Raw genomic sequence first — 19,608 nt, 5'->3', positions numbered from 1 at the left:
ACATACAGTCCGGAAAGGCAAATGAAGCAGTCTATGCAGGCCTAAAAAGATCTGCAATCTTCCAAAGATGCTTTTCTGCGATAGACGGACGTTGTTGCCGCAAGTAACAATGAGTTGAATCATCTATAATCCCGTCCAATATCTTCCCAGGCGAGCCAGTATTCATTCAGTGGAACGGCACCATTTTTCTTATAAAAATTTAAAGCGACCAGGTTGTCAGAAGCGCAATTGACACAAATGCGTTTTGTACCCTGTTCTATAAACCAGTTTTTCAAAAGCTGAAATAAACTTGTGGCAATGCCCCTTCCCCCGGTAGTCAGGTATAGTGTCAATCCATTGCAGTTCTCCATCGAAATCATAACGGCGGGTTAAATGTCCTGCTACAAATCCAATAACCCTGAAATCGTCAGTAGCAATGATAATAACACGCGGGGTTAACGCCTGTTGTGGGCTGTGTGTACCGTGGTAATAACCGGAAATCCGGTTAAACCAATAGCTTTCAGAATTATCATCCGTCCCGCGAATAGCAGCCAGCGCCTTTAAGTCGTTTGGTTCAGCGAAACGAAATTCCATGCCCCAAGATACAGAATTACAGTAAAATGAGCGCATACAAGTACGTAATAGGCATTACAGTAAATTAATGGTTCGTTATTAATATAATGATCTCGATGCCGGCCTCGCGACATGCTCTCCTGGCGGCGAACGGCGGCTTAAAGGCTGAATTCATCCGCTTTGATTACGATATCGAAAAAGCAGTCGAGACTATAGCACGAAGCGAACTGCCGGATGAACTGCCGCATCGATTACTTAAAGCCTGTTAATTCAAATCACATAGTTGTGTAAAAACATTCCGGATAAGGGACAAACTCATTAAATTAACAGATGATAGCGAGACGCTTACTAAGGTTTATTGCAAGGCTATGATTCCAAATAGATCGTCTTTTTTAAGGTCGTATTTTAAAGTTATCGGAAATGATAACGAAGATGCCAGTTCTATTGTATCAGATAAAAAACAGCAGCATACCTGGAGACGGTACCGGAATCCTTTACGGCTTCCTCATTACCGATCATCACTTTTTCTACCTCATATTTCTCCTGATTGAGTTGTAAACGTAACTCTCGGACTTCCTTTTCTCCCAGCTTCAGATAGATAACATCGGCAGGTGATTTTTGCAGAAAAGTAAGATTACCGAGGAATAAGGTATTGAAATTAAACTTCTCATTACCATAAGAAAACCCTGGTCGTATCGCAAAGTCCATTGGGATGACATTGCCATTTCCATCTTTCCTGTATACAGCGATCCTGTCTTTTGTATATGATCCTGTTGTCTTATCATTTAAAAGATCGTCGCCGGTAGCGTTTTTTATAACTAAATTAACTTCCGGCCCACGTACCGGGGAGCATGCACAAAGTCCGCCGCCACCAATATTTTCTTTCTTACAGCCGACACTTACGATAAATAACAGGGTAGAGATGATCAGGAATTTTTTCATGGTAATTCAGGTTATGGGTATAATAGATATTACGCAGGAAAATCGTTGAACGATACAGTTTTATGGTAAAGATTAATGACATAAAAACAGATAGCTATTTGGATTACTTCTTTTCCCGGATTTCCTATGGGATTCTGAACAAATCTCCATCCCGAAAGGCCACTTTAAGCTCAGTGCTTAAAAACCGGGGTTATAGTCAATCCTCGCTGAAATTAGGCCGTTTGTTGGCAGCAAGCTATTTTGGTTATCACTGTTGTTATGGCCTGGTTTAAATGGTGGTTCAGTTACCTGATCGGCCGCCCTGGTAGCCCGAACGTTTGAAAAAATCGTCCACTGCTACCGGGTTTGCGTAATCTAATTCGATGATTTCCTTTAGCGCCGCTTTTTTATCTTTTGCCTGGTCATAATAGGCCTGGCATATCCGGTAACCGATAAAGTAGCCCAGGTCAGGCGCGGGCAACGCCGGGTTTTGGCCGGTACTCACCCAGTTATCATTGTTTTGCGTATACATTTCCTGTCGGAAAGAGTGCCACACTTCCTTTTCGTGCAGGGGACCGTAGGCCATATAAGGTGTTTTCATTGGGATGCCGGTTACTTGTTTGGCCACAAAATCGCAGGCCCCCTCCCGGATAGCCGAAGTCAGTACATTGATATGCTGAAAATCCGGACGCTTTTGCTGCGTGTGGGTATACTCGTGGATCCCCATGCGTACCAACTGATCGCCTGTCATCTCAGGATCGTTCAACACGACTTCCACCCCGATGAGCGACAGACTGCCGCGGACCGTGCCGCCCTGCCGTTGTAAACCAACAATAAAATAGGACCGTGCGGGCTTCAGTCCGGGATATAGCTTTTGAAAGCGGGCGATCTGTCTTTCCAGTTTTCGTACGGCAGCATTGACCATGAATTGCTTTCTTTGCAGGGTATCCCAAAAGCCGGGATTGCTCTTAAGCAACGCCAGCCATTTACGGTCCAGGCCGTCTTTATTACGCATGAACGCTTTCAGACCTTCACTGGCGTTGCCTATATACAGGTGGTTAACCGCGGCAAGTTGCCGGGCTGTATCAGAGCTGGCTGATACGCTATCGCGCATCGTCCAAAAATTCTTCCAGTCTGTTTGAGAAACATGCTGTGCCCGGCAAAGCACCGGGGCCAACAAAATCAGGAACATGATTTTCTTCATCATTAAGCTGCTTTAGTTCAATTCTTCGGGGTATTTAGCAGGCAAGTAAACTGAGAAATGGTAAATAACTTACTCCGTTCGTAGACTTTTGGCCGGGTTGGCGATCGCTGCCCTGACAGATTGAAAACTGATAGTGATCAGGGCGATCAGTATAACCAATACACTACCGGATACAAACAACCAGCAGTTGAGTATAATTCGGTAGGGGTAATGTTGCAGCCACTGGCTGGCCGCGATCCAGGCAAACGGAATAGATACGGCGAGCGCGATAACGACCAGCTTAAAAAAATCCGCTGAGAGGATTACCACTACGTTGCCTGCTGAAGCTCCAAGCACTTTGCGTATGCCGATCTCTTTGACCCGCTTCTCAACGGCCAATACAGATAAGCCGAACAAGCCGATACAGGAAATAAAGATAATAAGTGCGGCACTGAATAAAATGATCGCTTTCCACCTGGCTTCGGCTGCATAACTTTGCTTATTCTGGTCTTGTTTAAAGTTGTAAACGAAAGGATTCAGCGGGAACAATTCTTTAAATACCCGGCCGATGAACCGGAGGCTCGCGGTCTCTGTGCCGGGCTTGATTTTAATGTACATCATACCGAAGCTATTTGCCGGGTTCATGGTAAAAAGCTGCGGGCCTGTTTTTTCAGTCAAAGGCTGATAATGGTAGTCCTTAACCACACCTATGACGGTGTAGGTCTCATTACCAAAGGTGTTGATTTGCTGCCCAACGGGGTGCTTCCAACCGGCTTCTTTGACAAACGCCTCATTGATCAAGGCTGATTTTAGCTGATCCCACGGATAGGCAACTGAAAAATTCCTGCCGGCAATAACGGGTACACGAAGGAGCGGTAAATAATCAGCATCTATCGCTTCAACAGCAATGTTAATCTGCTGATCACCATTTATTTTTACTGTATTGTTATTATAACCGCCATTTTTAGGAGCAGCTTCAACAATATTGGGATTCTCCATCAATTTCTTTTTTATCAAAGCCGCTTCACTTCGGGTCAAAGGGAATTGGTCAACCGTAATCAAATTACGATCATCATATCCCAGACTTTGCGTGGTCAGGTAATTGAACTGTAAAAAAATGGTGATCGCGCCTATGATTAAAAAAGAAGCCAGCGCGAACTGAAAGACGACCAAGGCCTTTTGTAAATAACTTTTCCCGGCCAGGTTAAAACGACTGTACAACGTTTTGACCGGGTGGTAACCGGACAAAATGATAGCGGGATAAAACCCGGCCAGTAAACCGGTGAGCACAAAAAGCGCGATATAACAGCTCACCAGTTTTGCATTAAGCAAATAAGTAAGCGACAGCACTTTATTGGCTAACCCGCCAAATACCGGTAATATCGTTATAACGATCCCCAGCGCGATGGTGAAAGCGATCAAACAAAGCAGAAGGGACTCGCTTAAAAATTGCAGCCGTAATTGCTGCCTGGTGCCGCCGATCACTTTACGGATACCGATCTCTTTTGCCCGCTTTACCGAACGTGCTATGGTAAGGTTAACAAAATTGATACAGGCGATCAGCAGCACAAAAAGGGCAATAGCCGAAAGAATATACGCAAATTCAGGGTTACTTTTATCGCGGAGTATTTCGTTTTCACCCGGCACCATCTTACCCAGATGAATACCAGTAAGCGGCTCCAGCAAATAAGCTATACCGATATTTTTTACGTGATATTTATTTTTTATCTCCCCAATGGCTTTGCCGGCATCTGATACAAATACCTGGTTCATTTTTGCTTCAACAGCTTTAATATCCGCACCGGGAGATAGCACGACAAAAGTGCTGAGAAATGAGTTAAACCAATTAGCATTATTATTTTCGGCTGCAGCAGAAACATGCAGCGGTCGCAGTACCTGGAATTTGAGGGATGAATTTTGCGGGCAATCCCTGGCAATCCCTGTGATCATGCAGGGTCTAAATACACTGTCGTCGTTGATGGAGATAATCTGGCCAACGGCGTTTGAACGCCCAAAATACTTTTTCGCCATTTCTTCGGTAATTACCGCGGAATTGGGCTGGGTTAATACGGAACGTGCATCACCACTAAGTAAAGGAAAGCTGAATACCGAAAAAAAGTTAGCATCGACAAAACATACACCCTGCGAATTGACATCGGTGCCGATTTTAATATCTGCCTGCGCCGGTTGAAAGCGGACAAAGCTTTGTATCTCCGGGATCTTTGCAGCAAAACGCGGACCGGGGAAATAACCGGTATAACTGCCGTTGGAGACACTGTTATCATCTTTGGTCGTTTGCTTATCGATCCGGTAGATCTGGCTGGCGTTTTGATGAAAGCGGTCGTAGCTTACTTCATCCTGAACATATAGCATGATCAGCATGGCGCAGGCCAGCCCAATACTTAAACCGGCGATATTGATGATGGAGTACAACTTTTGCTGACGGAGGTTTCTGAATGCAGTTTTAAAATAATTGCGGAACATACGATTGCGTTTTAATTTTTCGGAGACTCGATTTGGCGGACTTTCCGAACGCAATATTACTGGCCGCTTATGCGGCAGAATGGCCAATTTATCAAATGGCCATTCTTTTTTCAGGTTGTTTTTGTATTCCACAGGGGTCTTTCCGGTCATTTCTTTAAAAATCCGGTTGAAGGTTCTTTGGGAATTGAACCCGGACCCGAAAGCGATGCCGAACAGGGTCAGGTGGTTATAGCTGCTATCCTGCATTTTCCGGACGACTTCCCGTACCCGGAACTCATTGATAAAATCATTAAAATTCTTTTTCATACCCAGGTTAATAATCCGGGACAAGTCATGCGGATGCATCGCCAGTTTCACCGCCAGAGTAGCCAGGGTCAGTTCGGCATCTTCATAAAGGCGGCCGGCGGCTACCGCTTCTTTAAGTTTCCGGCTTTTACTTCTGGCATCCGGTATGTCCGTCGTTACCGGTTGTGGTTGCACCGATCCAAGGGGTTTCAGTATTGCACCGGCCGTCATCCCGAACAATACCAAGGCTACGGCAAAACCGAAGATGGTGTAAAATGACCAGAGCAGGCAGAGCACAGCCAGCAAGAAAAGTCGCTGTTCCAGCCGCCGAAAAGCAAGCCGGGGCCGGTCCATCAACACCGGCTGTATCCGGTCATAGAAAATACTGATCAAACGATGTGACAAATACAAGTAACCAATGGTCGAAATTAATACCAGCCATCCCGGCATCCAAAATCCAGGCAGCAAGAGGCAGAAATGCAGCAGCTCTATTAGTTTGAATCGTTGGCCGGGACAGGTTTGCTGCCGCACATAAAAATACAACAGCGGCCCCAGGGCCGGCAAAAGAACCGGTGTAAGTCCGCCGGTCTTCAATACGACTGTAACCAACGCAGAGCTTAAAAATAAGTTACTGCTACGGTCGGTGCTTTTTGGCTGCCAACAGCAAAGCAAGCGTCAGCCCGGTAAACAAGCTTCCAAGGGATGCCAGATCGTAAAAGGTCATATAATAGGAATATGATTCACGTGCTCAATTAGCTCAATCGTCATTCCAAATCAATAACTAACTAACTAATAAATAGTTATAAAAACTTTCACATATTCATTTGTAATAAAACCGCACAGGCAGCGTACGTTTTTAATAAATAACATAGCCCTTCATAGCCTCAGATAGCCGGGAAAACCTATTAAAGGGCTCAACATTTGCTATCCCATTGTTAAAACGAGGATGTTATGCAGTGACCTCACAGAATAAAAACATTTATAAAGAGCAGAAAAGGTTTCGGATACCTTCACTGCAACGGCGATATTACAATTGAAAGAGCAGGGCAAGTAGATAAGCCATTTTGATTGACCCCTCTTCGCCGATTTCGTTTACATTCAGAACCGCTTGATTATTATAAAAAAATTGGCCGACTTTCTCCTGAAGATCAACGCTCGCTTTTGATCTGTCAAATATCAAGTTATTCATCTTAGTGACCTTGTTTAGCAACGCTTTCATGACAATAGCTGAATGTGCTGATACCACGGGTCCGGATGAGGTAGTCAAAGTTTCGCGGGATGGTTGTTATCAAATATTCAAATGTAACACCATCATATAAATACCTGAATATTAACACACTATCAAAAATCAAGCTATCAGTAAGCCACGAAATCCCGTTAATGTGATTTTGAATTATTGATATATGAACAAAATTTATTCGGATTCACAGGTAATCCGTGACCGCGCATGTTTACCAGCCCCAAAACCGAGCGGATCAATCCGTCTGAATTGAAGCCGGCTATGTCCGCGTCCGGCATAATGAAATAAATTTCCTGCATAAAAATAAATTTGCTTTATTGTGCTTTATTTAAGTCGAAATTTAAGTTATAACGCCAGCCAATTCGTTTCAAGATTTTCAGTACATCTTCATAGGAGTTGATCGGCCATTTTACTCAAATTGCGTTTAATGTCAAAACCACATTTAATACATCTGCCAATTAATAACTTGATTATTTACACGCAATGGCTGCTTACGTCAGTCAGGTGTGCTTTTTTAGGTAACTTAAATAATCGCGATGGTCAATTATAACACATTAAGCGATTCCGAATTAACAGATCTTCTCAAGCTGGATGATCCGCTGGCCTTTGCAGAGATATACGACCGGTATTTCGGTTTGCTTTATATCCATGCGTTTAACCGCGTAAGGGATAAAGAAGAAGCAAGAGACGTAGTGCAGGAGTTATTCGCTTTTTTGTGGGCTAATCATGGTTCCATTGAATTTAAAACCAACCTGTCAAATTATTTGTATACTGCTACCCGAAACAGGATCCTGAATGTAATAGGGCGTAAACAGATCCATGAAAGATATAGATTGAAGCTTCCTGAGCAGCTCATCGCCCCTGTCATGACCGATCATCTGGTGCGTGAACGGCAACTGACCGAGATCATTAACAAAGAAATTCAGGCCTTACCCCCAAAAATGCGCATCGTTTTTGAAATGAGCCGCAAGCATCATATGACCTATAAGGAGATTGCCGGTAAGCTGGATATTACCGAACAATCTGTAAGAAGCCATGTAAAAAATGCGCTTAAAGTATTGAGGGTTAAATTGGGCATCATAACATTTTTGATTTTTATTTTATTCGATAAATAATTTTTACCCCCCTGGCTACCGGGTTATTTGTCTATAATAAATAAAGACAATACTTAGCCAGTTGAACCCAAAAATCAATCTTCAGGAGTTATTAAGTAAATATCACGCCGGCACGATAACCGACGAAGAGCGCGTTTTATTGGAGGAGTGGTACGCCCAATGGACACCTGAACAACAGGAGCTTTCATCCGAAGAAATTGACCAGATGAAAGCGGATGTTTGGCAATCATTAAATGTAACTGTACTGCCGGCCGCAACCAAACGGCTATGGCCACGAATAGCATTGGCAGCTTCTGTGATACTTTGTTTATCAGTAGGGGGCTACTATTATCTTTCAAATTCGAAAGCCAGTCAGCAACAAATGACGGCAAAGGTTGAAAGGGTAGACATTGCCCCTGGCGGTAATAAAGCGGTCCTGGTACTAAACAACGGCCTCAAGATTAATTTAAACAGCCAGATAAACGGGACAATAGCTAAACAAGGCAATATCAGAATCGTAAAAACGGCTAACGGTCAGTTGGCTTATGCACCTGACAATACCGATCCTTCAGTTGTAGTTTACAATACTTTGAGTACCCCCCGCGGGGGGAAATATGACCTGGTGTTAGCTGATGGTACCAAGGTGTGGTTAAACTCTGCCTCATCCATCACTTACCCCACGGCTTTTAAAGGAAATGATCGCACCGTAAATATTACCGGCGAAGTTTATTTTGAGATTGTACATAATGCGAAACAACCATTCAGGGTAAATTTCAAAGGGCATACTATTGAAGATATCGGTACTGAGTTTAATATAAATGCCTATGATGATGAACAGGTAATAAAAACTACCCTGGTGGCAGGCAGCATAAAATTATCAAGAGATTCAAGGAGTGTGCTCCTCCGCCCGGGACAGCAAAGTATAACGTCTTTATCAAATACAGCAATTGAAATTAAAGACGCAGATATTAACGAGGCAACCGCCTGGAAAAACGGGCTGTTCAAATTTAAAAAAGCAAAAATTGAGGATGTTATGCGGCAGTTATCGCGTTGGTACAACGTTGATGTTTCATACCCGTATGGTGTTCCGAAAACCGTTTTTTCTGGCGAAATGATCAAAGATGCGAACGCCACACAAATACTGGATATGCTGGCTTATTTTAAAGTAAACTATGAAATTGTACAGCAAACCAAAGGCTCAGAAAAGAAAATTATCATTAAACCTTAAACCTACACTAAATAAATAACCAATTATTTAACAGCTAACCTGAAAACGATGAAAAAAATATTACGTCAAATAACCTGATCAGAGAAAACAGGGTTCTTAAAAGAACGCAGAAGTGGTTCGAAGCACTTCTGCGATAAAGCTTGAGTCAACCCTTCCGAATAAATCGGTAAAACAAATGGAGTATTATCTTATGTGTTAACCTCAAACCTAACAAATGTAATGAATTTTACAGGTGTCCTGACAGTGATATGCCCTAAAAAAGGCTCACTGGTCCATAAACTTATTATGGTTATGAAACTAACCACCCTCCTACTAATAATTACGCTATTACATGCAAGCGCTAAAAGTTATAGTCAAAAGATCAGTCTAAACGAAAAAAATACCCCCCTGGAAAAAGTTTTATCCCAGATTAAAAACCAGTCAGGTTATGTTTTTCTGTATACCGATCAAAACCTGGTGAATACGTCCATCAGTGTTAATGTTAAAGACGCCTCGATCGAGGAAACATTGAACGCCTGTTTTAAAAACGCGCAGATCGGCTACAAGATCACCGGTAAAAATATTTTGCTGAGAGCAACTTATCCTCAAACAGCTGAGCAGGAAAACGCTCCTCCGCCGATCACCGTCAAGGGAAAGGTTGTTGATGAGACCGGAAAACCCCTTATGGGTGCATCGGTAAAATTAAAAGGCGGAAGTTTAGGTACACAAACCGATACCGAAGGGCGTTTTACGTTAAGCAATGTTCCGGATGATGGTATCCTGGTTATCTCTTTCGTGGGATTTACCACTTTGGAAGTACCGGCGAAAAAGAACCTCGATAATATCAAGCTTGTTCCTCTGGCTTCAGATCTGAGCCAGGTTGTTGTGGTTGGTTACGGCACGCAGAAAAAGGTCGTTGTGTCGGGCGCGGTATCAGATGTAAAGGGCTCGGAGCTGGCCAAATCAGCCTCTGTTAACCTCTCTAACTCTCTTGGTGGCCGCCTGTCGGGTGTAGTTGCTATCCAATCAAGCGGCGAACCTGGTGGTGATGGCTCTACTATTCGCATCCGCGGTATCAACTCCTTATCAGGCGGTAACACAGATCCGCTGATTGTAATTGACGGGGTACCGGGACGTGCAGGTGGTATTGACAGGATCAATCCTAACGACGTAGAAAGTATATCAATCCTGAAAGATGCATCAGCCGCAATATATGGATCAAGGGCCGGTAACGGTGTAATTTTGGTTACTACCAAGCAAGGTAAATCGGGTAAGCCACAATTCAGTTATGATTTTTATTATGGTTTGCAGCGTCCTACCCGTGTACCCAAAATGGCAAACGCACCGGAATATGCCGAGATCATGAACGAATTACAAATATTCAATTCGGGCTTAAATCAAAGCAACTGGAACGATGCCTGGCAAGCTTTAAAAAACACAGGCACGTACACCCGGCCTGATGGCAGCAGCATAAACGCTGCTTTTTCGCCGGAGGCTATGCAGAAATTCAGGGATGGATCTGACCCGCTCCGATATCCCAATACCGATTGGTTTGGCACCGTATTTCAAAAATGGTCGCCGCAACAAAGGCACAACCTGCAGGTTACGGGCGGTAACGACTATACCAAATACCTTGTTTCGCTGGGCTATTTAAACCAGGACGGTTTTTATAAGAACTCGGCCACCAGATACAAGCAGTACGATTTGCGAATCAATGTAGAATCTAAAGTTAGTAAATATATCACCACCAGTTTAAATGTTACCGGCAGGGAAGAAAACCCTAACTACCCAACAGTGAGTGCCGCCAACATTTTCAGGTTTATTATGCGTGGCAGGCCAACGGATGTAGCCATTTGGCCCAACGGTTCGGCCGGTCCGGATATTGAAAACGGTATTAACCCGGTTGTGGCTACAACTAACCAAACCGGATATGATAAAAACACTAAAGATTACCTGCAGACTACCGGTAAAATAGAAATTAAATTGCCGGGCGTAGAAGGCCTAAAATTAACCGGTACAGCGTCGCTGGATAAATACTGGGACAGGCAAAGTACCTGGAGAACACCATATGAATTGTATTCGTGGGATAAAACTACCTTAAATAATGATGGCAGCCCGCAATTGCAGGTTAAAAACTTCTATCCTGACCAGTTTCATACACCAAATCTTACAGAAAAAAACATTAATGAGCTGGATATAAACTTAACCGGCATCATCAATTATGACAGGAACTTTAATGGTCATGCGGTTTCATTAATGGCCGGTGTACAGCGCCAAACTGCTAATAGCAGCGGCTTTACAGCTTTTAAAACCAACTTTATATCCTCGCAAATCCCGCAGTTATCATTTGGCCAGGAATTGGGACAATCAAACGGGGCCAATGATGTATTTAAAAGTGCGCGCTTAAGCTATTTCGGTTCCGCCAATTATAACTATAAAGAAAAATATATCGCGCAATTTCTTTGGCGTGTAGATGGCTCCTATATCTTTCCGCCCAGCCACCGGTTTGGCTTTTTCCCGGGTGTTACGGCAGCATGGCGCATTTCGGAAGAGGGCTTCTTTAAAAACAACATTCACTTTGTCGATAATTTGAAGCTAAGGGGCTCATGGGGCCGGATGGGGGCCGAAGCATATTATGGCGGTGCGCTTAAAGAGTACCAATACCTAACTTTATTGGCAACCAGCAATAACATGTTTAACGGACAGCCCGTTGCGACGGTTTATGAAGGCACCGTACCTAATTATGATTTTACCTGGGAAGTTGCAAACAATACCGATGTTGGCCTTGAAGCAAGCTTTTTAAACAGCCGGTTATCAGTAACGTTCGATTATTTTTATAACCTCCGCTCAAATGTGCTGGCGCCTAAAACCGGATCGATACCGGGAAGCGCAGGTATCCCTGTATACAACTTCCCTCCTGTTAACCTCGGCAGGTTGAAAAACTCGGGGTATGATTTCAGCGTGAATTACAGTGACCGCGCCGGCGATTTTAATTACAGCGTTAGTGTAAACGCCGGATATGCTAAAAATAAAGTATTGTATTTTGACGAAACCCCGGGCGCGCCAGACTGGCAGCGGGCAACCGATCATCCAACAGATGCCTGGCTGTTATACCAATATGACGGCGTTTTTAAAGACCAGGGAGATATCGACGCCAATAAGCTTGACTACAGCGGATTAGGAATTTCAAATTCGAGCTTAAGGCCCGGAGATATGAAATTTAAAGATGTAAACCACGACGGTAAAATTAATGGTGATGACAAAATACGGATGGATAAAAACGGCACTCCTACCTTTACAGGTGGCGTGAACATCAACCTGGGTTACAAAGGATTTGACCTAAGCGTATTGGTTCAGGGAGCTACCGGCGGCTTACAAAAAATAGGGCTGACCGAATCAGGAAGTATCGGTAACTACCTGGAATGGTCATATCAAAAACGCTGGAGTATTGATCATCCTAACAACCTTTATCCGCGGTTATCTGACTCTAATAGCGGCGCTACCTACTTCACTTCCAGCGCGTCAGACAATAGCTATTATGTAATCAACAGCAATTACATCCGGATAAAGAATGTGGAGTTGGGTTATACGCTTCCGAAAGAATGGATCCAAAAGTTGGGGCTCAATTCATTGAGGATCTACGCTAATGGCATCAACCTGGCCACTTTTGATAAGATCAAAATTTGGGACCCCGAATCTACCAATACCAGCGGACAGTATTATCCGCAGGCTAAGGTAATTAACATGGGTGTTAAAGTTACTTTTTAAGGAGCGTAAGAAAACGCATTATGAAAGGAATTGATATGAAAACGACATTAAAAAATAAAAACCTGTATCTGCTGGTGTTCATTATGATAATGGGCGCGGCTTGTAAAAAGGATTTCCTGAATGTTGCTCCACCCAACCAACTATCTGCTGATGTGGTTTGGAGCGACCCGACTTTGGCCGAAGCCTATATGAACGATGCCTATAAAGGCCTGATAAACGGTGGATTATCTGAGCAAATGCTCGCCTCCGTATCCGATGAATCTCTGTTTAACCATACCGGACGAGGTATCGATATCGTCAATACGGGCAATGTTAGCCCCACTACTACCGGCTGGATCGACGATTCGTGGAACTGGGACAGGATGTACCTGTATATCAGGACCTGTAATACGGCCATCGACAGAATTGTAAGCGGCAAAAACAGCATTTCCGACCAGACCAAAAAAGACCAGTTTTTAGGTGAAGCCTATTTTTTGAGGGCCTATTACTACCAGCAATTATTACGCTTTTACGGCGGTGTCCCCCTCATCACCAAAGTATATAACATTACCGACGACCTTAAGGTAAAGCGTAATACCTACGAGGAGTGTGTAAACTTTATTGTAAAAGATTGCGATGAAGCGAACAAATTATTATCCGGTAAAACAATGGGGCAAGGTCGTGCTACGGCGCTTGCAGCCCTGGCCATTAAATCGAGGGTATTACTTTATGCAGCGAGTGACCTGCATGATAAAGCTAAACTAACGGCAAAAGTTAGTGGTATTCCGGATCAAACCCTTCCCCTGCTGTGTTACACAAGCGGCAACCAGGCCGATCGTTACCGCCTGGCACAAACCGCGGCAAAGGCGGTAATGGATGCTGATCCGCGCACCGGTTATAAACTAAATTTATCAGCTCCTGTTTCAGCCAGTCAGGGTGCTATTAACTATGCGAGTATCGCAATGGGCGGAGGTAGTAAAGCGCCCAATATTGACCCCGCCGGGGCTTCGGAAATCATCTTTGCAAAGTATTTCCTGCTGCCAAACTATGCCGTAACACCAAACCTTTACAACGGGCCTAACGGTTATCATAACTGGGGCGGAAACTCTCCGATTGGCTTACTTGTTGATGATTATGATATGCAGGACGGCACTCCATTCAGTTGGTCGAACCCATTAGAAAAAGCTGATCCCTATAAAAACCGCGACCCCCGATTTTATGCAACGGTGCTGTACGATGGCTCGGATTGGAAACCCCGCGATAAAGTATCCGGCAATGTTGACCCCGCCAATCAAATTCAAACCGGCACTTATGATTTGATGGTGAGCGGCAAACTAACATCTTTCAGCGGACTGGACACCCGCAACAGTTCGTTAGAAAACTGGAACGGTACCTACACCGGCTATTACTATCATAAATTTACCGATCCGGATCCTAATATCATTGATCAAAACATGCCGCAAACTATTCCCTGGCCTTTTTTCAGATATACAGAAGCGGTTTTGAATTATATTGAGGCGTCTATAGAACTCGGTGACACAGGCCCGGCGGTAGAATGGTTAAACAAGATCCGCTTCAGGGTTGGTATGCCCGCGGTTACCGCCACAGATCAAACAAGCCTGAGAAACATTTACCGTCATGAGCGCCGGATTGAGATGGCCTATGAAGAACAGCGATATCATGATGTACGAAGATGGCTGATAGCCAACGAAACCGTAGGCAGGAAGGTAACCATAGTAACTGTTACCGGAAAATTCAAATCGGGAAAAACGCAATCCTCTCCTTACCATTATGACCCATCGGTTTATGATTATAGCTACACACCGTCCGAATATAATGTATTGGAAAACAGGGCCTGGAACAACGCGCTTTACTTCAGGCCAATCACCCGCGATGAAGTAAACAAGAACAATTTACTAATACAAAATCCCGGATATTAAATATATCCGAAAGAAACCTCTAAGTTGGTTTAAACAGAGGTTGTTGGTTAACCCACAAACAGCAAAAGGCCGCTTGCCCGGCCTTTTGCTGTTTCTTATTAATAAAATTTCAGATTACTTTTCCGTTAAAAACCCGGATTATTAGGTAACAACTTCGGATTGACATCTGTTTCCTGTTTAGGCAGCGGGAACAGCAGTTGTTTATCGGTAAACGTGGCGCCAAATACTGTTTTATGGCCTATAAAATTATCCCAGTTACCGGTAACATCGTTATGAACTTTGCGGGTTCGGAGCATATCGAACCACATTTTATTTTCAAAGCAGAGCTCAAAATACCGCTGTAACCACACCTCCTGCTCAAATGCAGATTGGGTCAATACCCCTATCGGGGCCAGCTTAGCCCTTGCACGGATATTATTAACCATCAAAATAGCCGTGGCATTTGGTGCACCTTCGGCTTCGTTTGATGCTTCGGCGTACATCAACTCAACATCGGCCAAACGGTAAAGGGTGTAGTTAAGATCAGATTTTAACGTGGTATTAACTGCGGTAGAATCAAACCACTTGTAGATATAGGGGCTGCGGAAAGTAATTTTTTTGCCCGTTTTTGTATTAGTATAGCTTGAGTAAAAGAACTGCTTTTCTTGTACTCTTTTATCGCCAGCAGCAAATGATGCTAAAAACTGAGTTGTAGGATAAACCGAGCCATACTCATCTGAGTATTGCGAAACACCCGAAAAATTTGGAATAGTAAGCGGTGTAAGCGGATTTGACGATGGTACCGACGCCGCATATTGCACCTGGAATATAAATTCGCCTGTATTTTTATTTGCAGGTTTGATCATATCGGTATATTCAGGAAACAGGGTATATCCCCCATTCTGGATCACATTGAGCGAGCGCTTGGCCGATTCGGCGTAGAATGTTTTACCGCCGTTGATCGCGGCACCTGCATACGTTAAATACACATCGGCCAATAAGGCCTCAACAGCACCCATAGATACTTTACCCGTGTTGTCTTTCCATGGCAGCGTTGATTTTTCGGCAGCTAACAGATCGGGAATAATCACTTTATCATATATATCCTTCGCAGCTGTACGTGGAACATTGAGGTTCAGGTCTTTGGGCGTTTCGGTAACCATGGGTACCGCGCCATACATACGTACCAGTTGAAAATAGTAAAGCGCCCGCAGGGTTTTTACTTCGGCCAGCATATTGTTCTTTACCTCGTCAGTAAGGCCGGGTGCATTGATGGTTGGTATTTTACCTATGGCCAGGTTACACGCGCCTATGCCAAGGTACATTTGCTGCCACCATGTATCAAAGTAAAAGGAAGTACTGCTATAAGTTAGGTTCTGGTAATTTACGTAACCGGTTTGCCCAAGGTCGCTGCCTGATTTACCGGTCATAAATTCCATCAAATTCCAGGTATTACCGCCGTACGAACCACTTTGGCCTGATAAAAAGCCCTGCAGGTTTTGGTAACCCGAATTGGCAAAAGCCCTGGCCACTTTAACACTCGATACATTCGACTCGGGCGTAAGGAAACTGGTAGGCTCCTCCTTCAAAAACTTTTTGCAGGAGCATGTAAACAACACCAGCCCTACAAGCAATATATTTTTTATGGTTTTCATTTTTATATAATTTAAATTAAACTATCAATCGATCCTCTACCCCTGTTTAAAAAGTTACCTGTAAACCAAGGTTCCATACACGGGGGCGAGGGTTTGAGAAGAAATCTAAATTCTGCGAGAACGAACCGTTCGACCCGTAGCTTGAATTGAAGGTATCCACCTCCGGGTCATAACCGGTGTATTTGGTTATGATGAACGCGTTTTGAACACTTGCGTAGATCCTGAAACGATTGGCATGAAGCTTTTTAAGCACCGGCTGTGGCAAGGTATAGCCCAACGTAAAGTTTTGGCCGCGAATAAACGAACCATCCTCAACCCACCATGTATCGAAATGCGAATCCTGCGCGAATTTATAGTTACGCACCTGCGAAATATAGGTGTTCTGGTTATTAGGTGTCCAGGCGTTAAGCACGGTGGCCAAACTGTTTGAAAGGGTTTGCCTGTCCTCAACCGAGTGTTTGAAGTTGGCGGCAGTATTTACACCCTGAACAAAGCGGATATCGAACGAAAAATCGAAAGCTTTATATCTGAAGCTGCTGCTGAAAGTGCCCGTCCATTTAGGATAAGCGCGGCCGATGATACTATAATAATTACTGCCATCCGGATTGTAAATATATTTCCTGTCGCCGGGCTTTAAGCTGTGTTTAGCGGCCTCGGCTACATCCTCGGCTGAGGTGCTATAGGTACCAAGCCTTGTCATACCATAAAACGAACCGATAGGTTCGCCAACCCTGATCACAAAGTTTTGACCAAGGAAATTAGGGCCCGGGAAGATGTCCGCGCCATTATCGTTTAGTTTTAAAACTTTGTTTTTATTGGTAGTGAATATAAAATTGGTACTCCATTCAAAATCGGGAGTTTTAACGTTTAGGGTGTTCAGACTAACCTCGACACCGGAGTTACGCACCGATCCTACGTTTTTATATACATTGGCATTGGTTTCACCGGCAGACCATGGTATAGGGGCCTGCAACAACAGATCTTTAGTTGTGCGGTTATAATAATCGAGGTTAAGGTTTACACGATCATGAAATAAACCTAACTCCAAACCGGCATCAAACTGAACAGAACGTTCCCACTTTAAGTTAGGGTTACCAATATAGCTTGGCAACAATGTTGACTGAGCAGCCCCACCCAAAACCGTGGTGCTCGGCTGGATCTGTGCCAGCGAACGATAGTTACCTATCTCCTGGTTACCCGAAGTACCGTAACTGGCCCGCAATTTCATGTTGGTAATGGTATGGTTATCCTTCAGGAAATTCTCCTGCGATACACGCCATGCGGCACCCACCGAAGGGAAGAATGCGTACTTGTTGTTCACCCCAAACCGTGATGAGCCATCGTACCGGCCGGTTGCGGTAAACAGGTATTTTTCATCAAGGTTATAAGTTAAACGGGCGTAGTATGAACTTAATGATGATTTTTCATCCTGCGTTTCATTGGCGCTCCTTACAGAACCGGCCTGCTCGTAGTGGTACTGAAAAATATCATCAATAAAATTCTGCGTTTCTGAGCGTACCCGGGCATACCCTTGTTGCTGGAACGAGATACCTAACAAAGCGGTAAAACGCTGCCTTTCGTTGATCTTTTTGTTCCAGGTAAGGTAATTTTCTGTTTGCCAGTAGTAATTATTATAAGCGTTTACATTAGCTACACCTCCCTGATCCTGCGATAAATGCGGCAGATCGCCTGCTGAATAGAAGTTATTTTTTTGAGCGCTTAAGTTATAGCCGAAATCTGTTTTAAAATCCAGCTCTTTTGTAATGTGGAACAAGGAATAGATGTTACCTAACATTTGCAGGTTATTGTTAAGCGTGTAACGCTCGTTGGCAACCTGCACCGGGTTTGGCGCGCCCTCAAGACCGGCAATGTCATAATTACCTGCCCATGTGCCATCAGGATATTTAACAGGTACTATTGGCACCTCTTCTGATACGTCCCTTGGCACGTTCAGGCCACCGTTGCCATCGGTAACTAAACGTTGCCTGCTGCTGATGAGGTTGATGCTGCCGCCCACTTTCAACCAGCTTTTCAGGTCGTTATCCATTGTCATTTTGATGGTATATCTTTTAAAGGCCGATGTTGGCGCAAGACCATTCTGGTTAAAATAGCCAAGCGATAAGCTGTAAAGCGATTTTTCGCTGCCACCCTGAATATTTAACTGGTGACTTTGAGAAAACGCCGGCTTGTAGGTTTCCTTTTCCCAATTGGTATCATAAATTGGGTTATTATTAGCGTCAAAAAGCTTAGGGAAATTGGTATGGTTTAATGCAACCGGTGGTGCCCATACCCCTCCGGCCGGGTCAAATTTTTGACCGTTGGCGAATGATTCATTGTAAACTTTAACAAACTCGGCCGAATTTAAAGTGCGTAAATGGCGATACAATTCGCTTACGTTAAAGTTATCATCATAAGTAATAGTTGCAGCACCAGTACGGCCACGTTTGGTAGTGATCATAATTACACCATTGGCACCACGCGAACCATAAATAGCTGTGGACGAAGCATCTTTTAACACCTCGGCCGAGGCTATATCCAGCGGGTTGATAGAGTTTGGATCAACTCCAACCACACCATCCACCACATATAATGGATCAACATTGGAGTTGATGGATCCGATACCCCTAATTCGTACTTTAGCGCCCGCGCCGGGGGCCGTGCTGTTAACACTAACTTCCACACCGGCTATTTTGCCTTGCAGGGCCTGGGTTACGTTAGCCACGGGTTTATCATTTAACTGATCGCCTTTGATGCCGGTAACAGCGCCGGTAAGATCCGATTTTTTAACAGTTCCGTAGCCGATCACCACAACTTCGTTAAGGGCGCTGGACGTGCCAGCTAACTGCACGTTAACGACAGTTTTGCCAACGGTTGATATTTCCTGGCTGGCATAACCTGTATATGAAAATATCAATACAGGTTTGGCACTGGTTACCTGTATCGAGTAATTTCCGTTAAGATCCGTCTGGGTACCACCCTGGGTGCCCTTTATTTTGATACTTACACCAGGTAAAGCTGAATTATCCTTAGCATCGGTTACCTTGCCGCTGATCTTAACCTGCGCCATCGTATGCAGCGACAGCAAGGTGAGCAGAATTGAGTAGATAAGATTTTTCTTCATAACATTGTTTAGTAGGTTGTTTTTAAACTGGTAATTATAGGAACACTTCTCTGCGAAGCATTCATGGCGGTTTATAACCGCCGCAAGGCCGGAAGTTGCCCTTCAGAAAGGGCAAAGAAGTCCGGATTGCCTTTATGGCATCATTTTTTTTCATGAATTTGGATTATAGTTTACTTTAGTTTATGTCAGCTTATTGGCTG

Annotated in this window: 11 protein-coding genes; 4 read left to right on the top strand and 7 right to left on the bottom strand. The window is 44.1% G+C overall.

Going from position 1 to position 19,608, the window contains the following annotated elements:
* Positions 1-119 precede the first annotated feature (119 nt).
* The 5 genes from ABID99_RS05090 to ABID99_RS05070 all read right to left on the bottom strand — a co-directional run bounded on the left by ABID99_RS05090 (position 120) and on the right by ABID99_RS05070 (position 5,893).
* Entirely contained in the window at positions 120-275 is a 156-nt protein-coding gene (locus tag ABID99_RS05090; RefSeq protein ID WP_373613072.1) for a hypothetical protein, read from the bottom strand.
* Complete coding sequence (locus tag ABID99_RS05085; RefSeq protein ID WP_373613071.1) at positions 217-573, bottom strand: GNAT family N-acetyltransferase; 357 nt, start codon at positions 571-573, stop codon at positions 217-219. Before ABID99_RS05085 ends, ABID99_RS05090 begins: the two co-directional genes overlap by 59 nt.
* A gap of 420 nt (positions 574-993) precedes the next feature.
* Positions 994-1,494 carry a hypothetical protein gene (locus ABID99_RS05080; RefSeq protein ID WP_373613070.1) on the bottom strand — a complete coding sequence of 167 codons (501 nt, stop codon included), beginning with the start codon at positions 1,492-1,494 and terminating at the stop codon, positions 994-996.
* A 280-nt stretch (positions 1,495-1,774) separates the two neighbouring features.
* The gene (locus tag ABID99_RS05075; RefSeq protein WP_373613069.1) at positions 1,775-2,680 is read right to left on the bottom strand and encodes a DUF2268 domain-containing putative Zn-dependent protease; all 906 of its coding nucleotides are present in this window, start codon (positions 2,678-2,680) and stop codon (positions 1,775-1,777) included.
* A gap of 66 nt (positions 2,681-2,746) precedes the next feature.
* Entirely contained in the window at positions 2,747-5,893 is a 3,147-nt protein-coding gene (locus ABID99_RS05070) for an ABC transporter permease (protein WP_373613068.1), read from the bottom strand.
* A 1,308-nt stretch (positions 5,894-7,201) separates the two neighbouring features.
* On the opposite strand from ABID99_RS05070, the gene ABID99_RS05065 reads away from it, so the two are divergent.
* The 4 genes from ABID99_RS05065 (at position 7,202) to ABID99_RS05050 (ending at position 14,653) form a co-directional block, all read left to right on the top strand.
* Positions 7,202-7,780, top strand: a complete 579-nt coding sequence (locus ABID99_RS05065) for an RNA polymerase sigma-70 factor (RefSeq protein ID WP_373613067.1) — start codon at positions 7,202-7,204, stop codon at positions 7,778-7,780.
* Between the two features lie 61 nt (positions 7,781-7,841).
* Positions 7,842-8,987 (top strand): FecR family protein, encoded by a 1,146-nt coding sequence (locus tag ABID99_RS05060; protein ID WP_373613066.1) that lies wholly within the window; start codon positions 7,842-7,844, stop codon positions 8,985-8,987.
* A gap of 291 nt (positions 8,988-9,278) precedes the next feature.
* Positions 9,279-12,734, top strand: a complete 3,456-nt coding sequence (locus ABID99_RS05055; protein ID WP_373613065.1) for a TonB-dependent receptor — start codon at positions 9,279-9,281, stop codon at positions 12,732-12,734.
* A 35-nt stretch (positions 12,735-12,769) separates the two neighbouring features.
* Positions 12,770-14,653 carry a RagB/SusD family nutrient uptake outer membrane protein gene (locus ABID99_RS05050; RefSeq protein ID WP_090533401.1) on the top strand — a complete coding sequence of 628 codons (1,884 nt, stop codon included), beginning with the start codon at positions 12,770-12,772 and terminating at the stop codon, positions 14,651-14,653.
* Between the two features lie 125 nt (positions 14,654-14,778).
* On the opposite strand, the gene ABID99_RS05045 is transcribed toward ABID99_RS05050, so the two are convergent.
* Positions 14,779-16,287 carry a RagB/SusD family nutrient uptake outer membrane protein gene (locus ABID99_RS05045; protein WP_373613064.1) on the bottom strand — a complete coding sequence of 503 codons (1,509 nt, stop codon included), beginning with the start codon at positions 16,285-16,287 and terminating at the stop codon, positions 14,779-14,781.
* Positions 16,288-16,333: 46 nt separating this feature from the next.
* The gene (locus ABID99_RS05040) at positions 16,334-19,408 is read right to left on the bottom strand and encodes a TonB-dependent receptor (protein WP_188833817.1); all 3,075 of its coding nucleotides are present in this window, start codon (positions 19,406-19,408) and stop codon (positions 16,334-16,336) included.
* Positions 19,409-19,608: the final 200 nt, after the last annotated feature.

It is taken from the genome of Mucilaginibacter sp. OAE612 (genome assembly GCF_041806395.1).
GTDB lineage: Bacteria > Bacteroidota > Bacteroidia > Sphingobacteriales > Sphingobacteriaceae > Mucilaginibacter > Mucilaginibacter rubeus.
Note: the sequence above shows the minus strand (reverse complement) of the source record. Positions and strands in the feature narration are given on the sequence as shown.

Coding starts and splice junctions, on each gene's coding strand:
- ABID99_RS05045 (WP_373613064.1), bottom strand. CDS start 16,287: ATGAAAACCATAAAAAATATATTGCTTGTAGGGCTGGTGTTGTTTACA.
- ABID99_RS05080 (WP_373613070.1), bottom strand. CDS start 1,494: ATGAAAAAATTCCTGATCATCTCTACCCTGTTATTTATCGTAAGTGTC.
- ABID99_RS05085 (WP_373613071.1), bottom strand. CDS start 573: ATGGAATTTCGTTTCGCTGAACCAAACGACTTAAAGGCGCTGGCTGCT.
- ABID99_RS05050 (WP_090533401.1), top strand. CDS start 12,770: ATGAAAACGACATTAAAAAATAAAAACCTGTATCTGCTGGTGTTCATT.
- ABID99_RS05065 (WP_373613067.1), top strand. CDS start 7,202: ATGGTCAATTATAACACATTAAGCGATTCCGAATTAACAGATCTTCTC.
- ABID99_RS05040 (WP_188833817.1), bottom strand. CDS start 19,408: ATGAAGAAAAATCTTATCTACTCAATTCTGCTCACCTTGCTGTCGCTG.
- ABID99_RS05075 (WP_373613069.1), bottom strand. CDS start 2,680: ATGATGAAGAAAATCATGTTCCTGATTTTGTTGGCCCCGGTGCTTTGC.
- ABID99_RS05055 (WP_373613065.1), top strand. CDS start 9,279: ATGAAACTAACCACCCTCCTACTAATAATTACGCTATTACATGCAAGC.